This window comes from Vibrio sp. Isolate33 (assembly GCF_022397895.1).
Taxonomy (GTDB): domain Bacteria; phylum Pseudomonadota; class Gammaproteobacteria; order Enterobacterales; family Vibrionaceae; genus Vibrio; species Vibrio pomeroyi.
Map to the genome: position 1 here is coordinate 39,240 of NZ_JAKEUP010000026.1, position 11,217 is coordinate 50,456.

Genomic DNA, 11,217 nt, shown 5'->3' on the forward strand with positions numbered 1-11,217 from the left:
GTGATTAGAATCTCGCGGTCTTTGGGGAGTAGCTTACTTATTCATATCCTATTGAATGAGTTCGTTCGTCAACATAATTGATGCAAAATCATCATGGCGTTCGAGGCAACCACCACCTTGGTGGCGCTTAGCAAGACCTTAGACAAGCATCGTGAACCGGGATGGGGCGCGAGGTTTGTCTTTGGTTAAATATAATAATCTCCATCCCAAATGAGCATGTCGTGAGCGTTTTAGCTATTTCAATTACAACTGTGGCCCTTGCCGAGATCGGTGATAAAACCCAGTTGCTGTCCCTTTTGTTAGCCAGTCGATATCGAAAACCGATACCGATCATTGCTGCTATTTTCTTTGCCACTATCGCCAATCATGCCCTCGCTGCATGGCTCGGTGTGGTGATCGCAGATTACCTGTCGCCTGAAGTTTTAAAGTGGGTGCTGGTGGTCAGCTTCATTGCGATGGCTGGTTGGATTCTGATTCCCGATAAGTTAGACGATGATGAACAGATCTCGAACCGAGGCCCATTTGTCGCCAGTTTTATCGCTTTCTTTATTGCTGAGATTGGTGATAAAACCCAGATAGCGACCTCCATTCTAGGGGCTCAATATGCGGATGCATTAACCTGGGTGATTCTAGGTACGACCATCGGTATGTTGTTGGCGAATGTGCCTGTAGTGATCATCGGTAAATTGTCGGCAGATAAGATGCCGCTTGACCTGATTCGTAAGATCACGGCCTTGTTATTCGTCGGTTTGGCTATTGCTGCTGTGTTCTATTAATCGGTGTTATTGAGGATAATTATACTCAACCAGTGGAGTAATGTGTTGTAGGTCATACTCTTACAGTATTGTGGGGTTTATCGAGCGAACGGACATATAACTGTCATACTTGTCATGATATTTTAATCTTGTGAGTTAAGAACACGAGGGCATGATTATGTTGACGCGTTATATGGGTATTACTCCACAAAGCCAAAGCTATCTATTTACCTTTGGTTTGGCTCTGACATTACTAGGCATGGTGTTGACGGACATGTGGCTACCAATGGTGGCTGGTGCAATGATCATGACTGCGCTTGCCGTCGAAGCTTGGATTCGGGTGTCGCATATTATTCCTATGCGAAAAGACATTCGATCGCTTCAACATCAGCTTGAGCATCTGCAAAACAGATCGAGAAACGAATAAACAAAAAGCCGCTCGTACTCTGAGTTCTGCAAAGAACATAAGGTACGAGCGGCTTTTTTGATGCTTGATTCTAGGTGGGGCTTACGCCTCCAATCCCTTTCTGATCAAATACTGGTACGGCAAAGTTTCAGTCGCTTGGCCTACCAACTGGTGATCCATGAATCGACAAAAGCTCGGGATATCTCGAGTTGTCGAAGGATCGTCAGCTTTTACCAGTAACACATCGCCATCCTGCATGTTTCTAATTGTCTTCCTGACCATCATTACTGGTTCTGGGCAACGCAGGCCTTCAGCTTCTAAAGTATGGGTTGCCAGTTCAGGTTTGAATGTCATGGTTTGTATCTCTATATCTATCTAACGAGTGAATAATACGTCTGCAGAAAAAATATGCAATAAGTGCTTGGCAAACAGAATCATTTCCTATAACTTAGTTAACAAGTTGATAACAACTTGAGACAAAGGCAACTAGCTAAGGAGTGGCGATGTTGACAGGATTAGATAGATTAACAATTTATTCGGTTCTCTGTTTTATTTCTTTTTGCGCGTTAGTACTACGCTCATCGACAGAGACCTCACTGATGCCAATCTTTGGCATAGTAGCAACGATTATTGGTATTTGGGTTGAGATGCGCCGTTGGCAAGGTGTAGCCGAAGAGCAAGAGCACTAACTCGAGTACAACAAGCAAATTCCGATACGACAACATTCCGACACTATCCCCAAATTTTCTTGGGCTTCCCCGCGTAATGCGGGATTTTTTTTATCTAAAGCATGCTATAAACAACTTAGTGACTAATGATGATTGTATACAGCTAGGTAAGTGGCGTGGAATTAGAAGACATCTATCGTAGAGACCTGAATTTATTGGTCGCTTTAAAGGTATTGATTGAAGAGGGCAGTGTTAGCCAGGCTGCGATTCGTCTTAACTTAAGCCAGTCGGCAACCAGCCGAGTATTAGGGCGCTTAAGAGAGTTACTTAACGATCCCTTGTTTACGCGTCAAGGTCAGCACCTTATCCCCACCAAAAAAGCACTCGAGATCAGCCAACGCATAGATCAGCCTTTAGAATCATTTCGTCAGTTACTTAGCCCGAGTGATTTCGAACCATACTATTGCAGTGAGCGCTTTTTGATTGCGACCACTGACTACGCAATGCAAACCATCTTGCCTTATGCACTGCCGAAGATTTATGAGCAAGCGCCGAACATCTCTTTGGAGTTTGCACCGCTTCAGCATGAGCATTTGTTTAAGCAACTCAGTACCGAACGTGTCGACATGGCGATTTGCCGACCAAGTGGCAGTGTCGCACCACTACATCAAGAAGTGCTAGGGCCAGTGGGCGTGTCGTGCTTGCTATCTAAGAATCACCCTTTGGCTGACAGTTCGTTGAGCCTTGAGGATTATGTGTCTTTACCTCATGCGATGATTGCGATCAGTGATGGTGTTAAGGCGTTATTGGATAACGCTTTAGCCAATCAACAACCTCGTAAAATGGTGCTGCGCGCGTACCACCTTGAAGCCGCATTGGCGATTGTCGATAGAATGCCGCTCGTGATCACTGTACCAGCCGATCTGGCGTACTTGGTTGCAGAGCGTTACGACTTAGTCGTTAAGCCGCTGCCATTCGAGTTTATGCCATTTGATTACTCGCTGATCTGGCACTCCCGTTGTGATTCTTCTGCCTCACAACAGTGGCTAAGAAGAGTGGTAAAAGAGGAGTGTGGTGAGCTGATTCAAAAACGGATTGCGGATGTTGGCTTGGGGTAGGTTTTATATTGAATAGCAAACAGAAAAGGGTTGATAATGATCAGCCCTTTTGTTTTTTGCGTGTTGCTTTTAGAGTGCTAGCTATTACAGCTTAATAACTACACGACCAGTGATTTGACCGTTAGTGATGTCTTCTGCCGCTTGAATAGCACCATCTAGAGACACTTCTTTGGTAGCTTGAGCGTAGAAAGACTCTGGTAATAGTTCAGCCAGTTGTTCCCACGCTTTAATACGTTTTTCACGAGGGCACATTACTGAGTCCACACCTTGTAGGCGAACGTTACGCAGAATGAATGGCATTACCGTTGTTGGTAAGTCAAAGCCGCCAGCTAGACCACACATTGCTACCGCACCGTTGTAATCAATTTGCGCCAATACTTTAGCAAGTACTTTGCTGCCAACCGTATCGATAGCACCAGCCCACAGTTGTTTCTCTAGTGGTTTTGCTGGTTCTTCTAGTTCTGCACGCTCAACAATGCGTGTAGCGCCTAGTGATTTTAGAAGCTCACCATTTTCTGAAGCTCGTCCAGTCACCGCTGCTACTTTGTAACCCAGTTGGTTCAATAGAGTGATAGACACGCTGCCTACACCGCCACTTGCGCCTGTTACTAGGATTTCACCGTCTTCCGGTTTGATACCAGCATCTACGATAGCTTGTACACAAAGCATCGCAGTGAAGCCCGCTGTACCAATCGCCATTACTTTCTTAGCGTCAAGACCTGCAGGCATTGGCACTAACCAGTCACCGTTTAGGCTTGCTTTCTCAGCCATGCCGCCCCAGTGACCTTCACCAACACCCCAGCCCGTTAGAACCACTTCGTCGCCCGCTTTATAGCGAGGGTCATCAGATTGTGAAACCACACCAGAAAGGTCGATACCAGGAACCATAGGGAAGTTGCGAACAATGCGCCCTTTACCTGTAATCGCCAAACCATCTTTGTAGTTCAAAGAAGAGTAGCTTACATCGATCTTCACGTTACCTTCTGGTAGTTGAGACTCTTCAATTTGAGAAACTGATGCGATAGTTTTTTTGTCTTCTTGGTTTAGTACAAGTGCTTTAAACATGATCTGCTCCGTAGGAGGAATATTAGGAAACTGAAGTAACTTTAGTTGAATCATCCGAGAAAAAATAATGAAACATCAACATTGAATCTATGCGTTCTATGCATACATATCATTGGGTGCTTTTCTCTGACTAGACTTGCTGAACGAATCTGTACATGACTTTATAGTCAGATATAAAAAGTGCAGCTATATAAAGATAGCTGCACATAAGATTACCCGACAAGTTTTACAACCAAAGAGCGCTAAGGGCGTTCAAATACCGTTGCAATACCTTGGCCTAAACCGATACACATGGTCGCTAAGCCGTATTTCACGTCTTGTGCTTCCATTAGGTTGATTAGGGTTGTAGAGATACGAGAACCAGAACAGCCTAGTGGGTGACCAAGAGCAATCGCACCGCCGTTAAGGTTTACTTTCTCATCAACCACATCCAGTAGACCTAGGTCTTTCGCACATGGAAGAGATTGAGCAGCAAACGCTTCGTTTAGCTCAATTACACCCATATCTTCAATGGTTAGGCCCGCACGTTTTAGTGCTTTTTGGGTTGCTGGTACTGGGCCGTAACCCATGATTGAAGGATCACAGCCTGCGATAGCCATCGACTTCACGCGAGCACGAATCTTAAGGCCAAGTGCGTTGGCTTTCTCTTCGCTCATGATAAGCATTGCAGAAGCACCATCAGACAATGCTGATGAAGTACCTGCTGTTACCGTACCGTTTGCTGGGTCAAATACAGGACGCAGTTGGGATAGGCCTTCAACCGTGGTTTCAGGACGAATCACTTCGTCGTAGTCTAGGGTAAATAGAGAACCATCTGCTGCGTGAGCTTCGGTTGGCAGGATTTCATTTTTGAAACGACCTTCAACTGTTGCTGCTTGAGCGCGAGCATGTGAGCGTGCTGCGAATGCATCTTGGTCTTCACGGCTAATACCGTGCATTTTACCTAGCATCTCAGCGGTTAGGCCCATCATACCGGCAGCTTTCGCTACGTGTTTCGACATGCCAGGGTGAAAATCAACACCGTGGTTCATTGGTACGTGGCCCATGTGCTCCACACCACCGATCAGGCAGATTTCAGCATCACCAACCATGATAGAGCGAGTTGCATCATGCAGAGCTTGCATAGATGAACCACATAAACGGTTGACCGTCACCGCACCAATCTCAATCGGTAGACCAGCAAGCAAGGCAGCGTTACGTGCAACGTTGAAGCCTTGCTCTAGCGTTTGTTGTACACAACCCCAGTAAATATCTTCAATTTCGACAGGGTTTACTTCTGGGTTGCGCTCTAAAATGCCTTTCATCAAATGTGCCGACAGATCTTCAGCACGAGTGTGACGGAAAGCTCCACCTTTGGAACGTCCCATTGGGGTACGAAGGCAATCAACAACAACTACATTTTTCATTTTGCTATTCCTTTTCCAAATGTGGGTTACAGAGAACTGGCTTGTTGAGCGTCGTAAAAGCTTTCGCCTTTCGCAGCCATATCAAGCAATAGTTGAGGAACTTGGTACATTGCACCTAAGTCTTGGTAGCCTTTCGCCATTTCTACGAAGTTACCAATACCCACACTGTCTAAGTAGCGGAATACGCCGCCTCGGAATGGAGGGAAGCCTAAACCGTAAACCAGTGCCATATCCGCTTCTTGCGGTGTTGCGATGATGCCTTCTTCTAAACAAAGAACGACTTCGTTGATCATTGGAATCATCACACGTTGGATAATTGTTTGGTCATCAAAATCTTGTGGCTGTTCGCATACGTCAGCCAAGATAGGAAGAATGTCTTCAGAGAAGGTCTTCTTAGGACGACCGCGTTTGTCTACGCTGTATGTATAGAAACCGCTGCCGTTCTTCTGACCGTATTTTTCAGCAACGTAAAGTGCATCAATCGCATCACGACCTTCTTTACCCATACGCTCTGGGAAACCTTGCGCCATCACAGCTTGTGCGTGGTGTGCAGTGTCTAGGCCTACAACGTCTAGCAAGTATGCAGGGCCCATTGGCCAACCGAACTTGCGCTCCATGACTTTATCGATCTTAGTGAAGTCAGCACCGTCACGTAGCAACATGCTGAAACCGCCAAAGTAAGGGAAAAGTACACGGTTAACGAAAAAGCCTGGGCAGTCGTTAACAACGATTGGAGATTTACCCATCTTCGCTGCGTAAGCGACAACGCGATTGATTGTCTCTTCTGAAGTATGTTCACCACGGATGATCTCAACCAAAGGCATACGATGCACAGGGTTAAAGAAGTGCATGCCACAGAAGTTTTCTGGGCGCTTCAGTGATTTCGCTAACAGGTTGATTGGAATCGTAGAGGTGTTTGATGTTAGAACGGTGTCTTCACCAACCAAACCTTCCACTTCGCTCAATACGGCTGCTTTTACTTTCGGGTTTTCTACTACCGCTTCAACAATCACATCTGACTGTTCTACACCTGCGTAATGTAGGCTTGGAGTAATAGAAGACAGAATACCTGCCATCTTGAATCCATCTAGGCGACCGCGTGATAACCGTTTATTCAACAGCTTAGATGCTTCGTTCATACCTAGATCAAGCGATGCTTGTGCGATGTCTTTCATCATCACAGGCACGCCTTTCAATGCTGATTGGTAAGCAATACCGCCGCCCATGATACCTGCGCCAAGTACGGCTGCACGCTCCGTTGCTTTGTTTGCTGACTTACCCGCTTGCTTCGCTAGGCCTTTGATGTACTGGTCATTCAGGAATAAGCCAACTAATGCTTTTGCTTCTTCCGATTTCGCTAGCTTAACGAAGTGCTTACGTTCAATGTCGAGTGCTGCATCGCGATCGCTACGTGCCGCTTCCTCAATCGCAATCACAGAAGTGATTGGCGCAGGGTAATGAGGTCCTGCTTTTTGAGCGACTAGGCCTTTAGCCATGGTAAAACTCATCATCGCTTCTAGTTTGCTTAGTGAAAGCGCTGATGTTTTTTGTTTACGGCGTAGCTGCCAATCGAGTTTTTCATTGGCTGCCAGAGAAACGGTGTTGATCGCCGATTCTAATAACTGGTCTGTATCTACAATGGCGTCTAGCAAGCCAACCTTAAGCGCTTCATCAGCACGGCATGCTTTGCCTTGAGTGATAATTTCCATTGCGCTGTCAGCACCGATAACACGAGGCAGGCGCACACAACCACCAAAGCCAGGCATGATGCCAAGCTTGGTTTCAGGTAGGCCAATGCTGGTGGTCTTGTCACCGATACGGAAATCGGTAGCCAGTACACATTCACAGCCGCCGCCAAGGGCATGGCCACGCATCATTGAAAGAGTTGGGACAGGAAGGTCTTCGAGCTTACTGAAAATTGAATTCGCGAATCTTAACCATTCATCAAGTTCTGCTTCTGGCTTAGCGAATAGGCCAAGAAATTCAGTGATGTCTGCGCCTACAATGAACGCGTCTTTGTTTGAAGTTAAGATTAAACCACGTAATCCTGCGTGAGCATTAAGAGCGTCTAACGCTTTATCTAGTGATTCTAAAGTAGCAAGGTCGAGTTTGTTTACAGAGGCCGGAGCGCAGAAGCTTAATTCCGCAATACCATCTTGTAATTCCTTTACCTGTAGGGTGTTAGCTTGGTAAATCATTGTCTATCTCCATGACATACAATCCACGATTGTTTGAGAGAATCTTGTTATCTTTCTATTATTGTAGAACACCTGGTAAGACCAGTTATCTTAGTCTGTACCTCTGTTTGGTGAATTTCAATACATTTTTTAAACAATTGTTTAACATTGTGCGATGGCACAGATCCTCTAACCCTTATTATTCACGCGTGATACACTTCGCCGCTCTTATTAATTAAGTTAACGATATGAATGAACAGCCCTATTTAATACCGTCTGCGTCGGCTCTGTTTGAAGAAGAGATAAAAAAGAGCGTCTTTATTACTCATCTTGCTCATACTCCAAGTGTAGAAGCTGCCAAACAGTTCGTAGAGCAGGTAAAGAAAGAGCATTCTTCAGCGCGACATAATTGTTGGGGTTTTGTGGCGGGTCGACCTGAAGATTCAATGCTTTGGGGTTTTAGTGATGATGGTGAACCCTCAGGTACAGCGGGTAAGCCGATCTTGGCGCAACTGTCTGGTTCTGGTGTGGGTGAGTTAACGGCTGTGGTGACTCGTTATTCAGGTGGAATTAAGCTTGGAACGGGTGGTTTGGTTAAGGCCTATGGTGGAGGAGTGCAACAAGCTCTCAAGCTGCTTCAAACAATCGAGAAAAAAATAACCACAAAATTACGGCTAGAGTTAGACTATGGCTTTGTGCCAATTGCGCAATCCATCATGGCTCAGCATCAAGCTGTTGAGGTCCAAGCGGATTATGGTGTTCAAGTTGAGCTTATTATTGAAATCGAGCTCCTGCAGGTAGATTCGTTTACCCAAACCATGATCAATAAAAGCGGTGCTAAGGCACTGGTAACGAAAGTCAAAGACAACTAGGAAGTGTGAAGCATTTCGCTTCGTTCAATAGCTCATGCAATTTCGCTCAATTATTCGAATCGTCGGATTATTATTAGCACTTTTTAGTGTATCAATGCTCGCACCTGCGCTCGTCGCACTTATCTATCGAGATGGTGCGGGTGTGCCATTTGTGACGACCTTTTTCGTTCTATTGTTTTGCGGAGCAACTTGCTGGTTTCCAAACCGCCGCTATAAACATGAATTGAAAGCGCGTGATGGTTTTTTGATTGTTGTTTTGTTCTGGACGGTAATCGGTAGTGCGGGTGCGTTACCGTTTCTGATCGCTGATAATCCTAGTGTTTCGGTAACCGATGCCTTCTTTGAATCCTTTTCTGCATTAACTACCACAGGGGCGACGGTTATTGTCGGCCTTGATGATCTCCCTAAGGCAATTCTGTTTTACCGTCAGTTCCTGCAATGGTTTGGTGGTATGGGTATCATCGTATTGGCGGTAGCCATTCTTCCTGTTCTTGGCATCGGTGGTATGCAGCTGTACCGTGCTGAAATACCGGGTCCTGTTAAAGACAGTAAGATGACCCCACGTATTGCTGAAACAGCAAAAGCGCTGTGGTACATCTATCTCAGCCTAACAATTGCTTGTGCAGTAGCGTTTTGGTTGGCGGGTATGAGCTTCTTTGATGCGATCAGTCATAGCTTCTCGACTATTGCAATTGGCGGTTTCTCAACACACGATGCAAGCATGGGTTATTTTAATAGCCCGGCTATCAACATGATTACGGTTGTGTTCCTGCTTATATCTGCGTGTAACTACTCACTTCACTTCGCAGCATTTGCTTCAGGTGGTGTGCATCCTAAGTATTACTGGAAAGATCCTGAATTTCGCGCTTTTATCTTTATACAAGTAGTACTGTTCTTAGTTTGTTTCTTATTACTGCTGAATCACCACTCTTATGATTCGTACTATGATGCTTTCGATCAAGCCTTGTTCCAAACGGTATCTATATCTACAACTGCTGGTTTCACTACGACTGGTTTTTCAGAGTGGCCACTGTTCTTACCCGTACTGCTTTTGTTCTCTTCTTTTATAGGGGGATGTGCAGGTTCTACGGGTGGTGGTATGAAAGTGATTCGAATCTTACTACTTACTCTGCAAGGTGCTCGTGAAATGAAGCGTCTTGTTCACCCGCGCGCTGTCTATACCATCAAGGTTGGTGGTTCTGCACTACCACAACGTGTCGTGGATGCGGTTTGGGGCTTTTTCTCTGCATACGCTCTGGTTTTTGTGGTTTGTATGTTGGCTCTTATTGCAACTGGTATGGATGAGTTGAGTGCTTTCTCTGCCGTAGCCGCAACATTGAATAACCTCGGCCCGGGCCTTGGGGAAGTCGCGGTGCACTTTGGCGATGTGAATGACAAAGCAAAGTGGGTACTTATCGTATCTATGCTGTTTGGCCGATTAGAAATTTTCACCTTATTAATCTTATTGACCCCTACGTTTTGGCGTAGCTAAGGACAACATTGTGGCAAAAGCTCTATTTTTGTATTCAAGCCGTGAAGGCCAGACTAAGAAAATCTTGAACTATATAAAAGATGAAATGAATGAGTTCGAATGTGAGCTTCAAGATCTGCACACAATTGGTACTGTCGACTTTGCTCAATATGACAGAGTATTGATCGGTGCATCGATTCGTTACGGCCACCTTAATAAGAAGCTATATCAATTCATTGATGCCAACCTTGCTCAGTTAAAGTCAAGCAAGGTTGCGTTCTTCTGCGTGAACTTAACAGCGCGTAAAGAAGACCAAGGTAAAGATACGCCAGAAGGAAGTGCTTACATTAAGAAGTTTCTTATAAAGTCTCCGTGGCAGCCGACGTTAATCGGTGTATTTGCCGGTGCCCTCTATTACCCACGTTACAACTGGTTCGATAAAACCATGATTCGCTTCATTATGAATATGACAGGTGGCGAAACGGATACAACCAAGGAAGTTGAGTACACAAACTGGGAAAAAGTCTCTTTGTTCACTGAAAAACTAAAGAATATGTAATAGAAAAGCTTACTTTTGAGGCGTTTTGAGTTCTTTTTAATCGAACGAATAAAAAAACGAGAAAAACTTAAAAAAGGGCTTGCCAGTGTGATCGAAATCTCTATAATGCCACCTCGCTGACACGGGATGGCTTCGAAAGAAACCAAAACGAATCAGCAGGTCAAATTAGCCAAGCTAAGCGCTTGAAAAAAGTTTTGAAAATAGTGGTTGACACTAAAACTTAAATCGCTAAAATGGCCGTCCGATTTGAGCGAAGCTCAAAAAGGAAAAGCTCTTTAACAATTTAAACCTATCAATCTGTGTGGGCACTNAACTTAAATCGCTAAAATGGCCGTCCGATTTGAGCGAAGCTCAAAAAGGAAAAGCTCTTTAACAATTTAAACCTATCAATCTGTGTGGGCACTCGTTGATGAATATCAAAACGTTATTACTTAGGTAATAGCAGTTACTTCGGTAACAAAATGATTTCAATGAACTGAGTGACCAATACAAATAACCTCGGTTATTTGGCACAGTCAATTCATTAYCATTCTGTTRGAATGGTAATAGCTTTAGAATTACATGTTTACTTCGGTAARTATTAGTTTTGAAGTCAGTATTCGTTGAGTCRCAAAATCTTAAATTGAAGAGTTTGATCATGGCTCAGATTGAACGCTGGCGGCAGGCCTAACACATGCAAGTCGAGCGGAAACGACACTAACAATCCTTCGGGTGCGTTAA

General features: G+C 44.9%; 11 protein-coding genes and 1 riboswitch. Of the genes, 7 read left to right on the top strand and 4 right to left on the bottom strand.

What is annotated here, in order from left to right; all coding sequences use genetic code 11:
* Window positions 1-11: 11 nt before the first annotated feature.
* A riboswitch (yybP-ykoY riboswitch) is annotated at window positions 12-187 on the top strand.
* 34 nt (window positions 188-221) lie between these two features.
* Entirely contained in the window at window positions 222-776 is a 555-nt protein-coding gene (locus tag L1D37_RS22335) for a TMEM165/GDT1 family protein (RefSeq protein WP_239849208.1), read from the top strand.
* A gap of 151 nt (window positions 777-927) precedes the next feature.
* Entirely contained in the window at window positions 928-1,182 is a 255-nt protein-coding gene (locus L1D37_RS22340; protein ID WP_017632671.1) for a hypothetical protein, read from the top strand.
* Between the two features lie 81 nt (window positions 1,183-1,263).
* On the opposite strand, the gene tusA is transcribed toward L1D37_RS22340, so the two are convergent.
* Complete coding sequence (gene tusA / locus L1D37_RS22345; RefSeq protein ID WP_004736675.1) at window positions 1,264-1,515, bottom strand: sulfurtransferase TusA; 252 nt, start codon at window positions 1,513-1,515, stop codon at window positions 1,264-1,266.
* A 149-nt stretch (window positions 1,516-1,664) separates the two neighbouring features.
* Between tusA and L1D37_RS22350 the strand changes: the two genes are divergently transcribed.
* Together L1D37_RS22350 and L1D37_RS22355 are read left to right on the top strand one after the other, a co-directional pair.
* Window positions 1,665-1,850, top strand: a complete 186-nt coding sequence (locus L1D37_RS22350) for a hypothetical protein (RefSeq protein WP_004739241.1) — start codon at window positions 1,665-1,667, stop codon at window positions 1,848-1,850.
* A 155-nt stretch (window positions 1,851-2,005) separates the two neighbouring features.
* Entirely contained in the window at window positions 2,006-2,947 is a 942-nt protein-coding gene (locus L1D37_RS22355) for a LysR family transcriptional regulator (protein WP_239849209.1), read from the top strand.
* Between the two features lie 84 nt (window positions 2,948-3,031).
* On the opposite strand, the gene L1D37_RS22360 is transcribed toward L1D37_RS22355, so the two are convergent.
* The 3 genes from L1D37_RS22360 to fadB all read right to left on the bottom strand — a co-directional run bounded on the left by L1D37_RS22360 (window position 3,032) and on the right by fadB (window position 7,616).
* Window positions 3,032-4,012 carry an MDR family oxidoreductase gene (locus tag L1D37_RS22360; RefSeq protein ID WP_172380844.1) on the bottom strand — a complete coding sequence of 327 codons (981 nt, stop codon included), beginning with the start codon at window positions 4,010-4,012 and terminating at the stop codon, window positions 3,032-3,034.
* A gap of 242 nt (window positions 4,013-4,254) precedes the next feature.
* Entirely contained in the window at window positions 4,255-5,418 is a 1,164-nt protein-coding gene (fadA, locus tag L1D37_RS22365; RefSeq protein ID WP_017058821.1) for an acetyl-CoA C-acyltransferase FadA, read from the bottom strand.
* A gap of 26 nt (window positions 5,419-5,444) precedes the next feature.
* The gene (gene fadB, locus L1D37_RS22370; protein ID WP_239849210.1) at window positions 5,445-7,616 is read right to left on the bottom strand and encodes a fatty acid oxidation complex subunit alpha FadB; all 2,172 of its coding nucleotides are present in this window, start codon (window positions 7,614-7,616) and stop codon (window positions 5,445-5,447) included.
* 227 nt (window positions 7,617-7,843) lie between these two features.
* Here fadB and L1D37_RS22375 point away from each other — a divergent pair, with 227 nt between their 5' ends.
* From L1D37_RS22375 to hemG, 3 genes are read left to right on the top strand one after another with little or no spacing between them, the layout of a single operon-like run.
* Entirely contained in the window at window positions 7,844-8,467 is a 624-nt protein-coding gene (locus L1D37_RS22375) for a YigZ family protein (RefSeq protein WP_017058823.1), read from the top strand.
* A 34-nt stretch (window positions 8,468-8,501) separates the two neighbouring features.
* Window positions 8,502-9,959, top strand: coding sequence for a TrkH family potassium uptake protein (locus L1D37_RS22380; RefSeq protein WP_239849211.1), 1,458 nt, complete (start codon window positions 8,502-8,504; stop codon window positions 9,957-9,959).
* A 10-nt stretch (window positions 9,960-9,969) separates the two neighbouring features.
* On the top strand, window positions 9,970-10,497 hold the full coding sequence (gene hemG / locus L1D37_RS22385; RefSeq protein WP_239849212.1) for a menaquinone-dependent protoporphyrinogen IX dehydrogenase: 528 nt from the start codon (window positions 9,970-9,972) through the stop codon (window positions 10,495-10,497).
* Window positions 10,498-11,217: the final 720 nt, after the last annotated feature.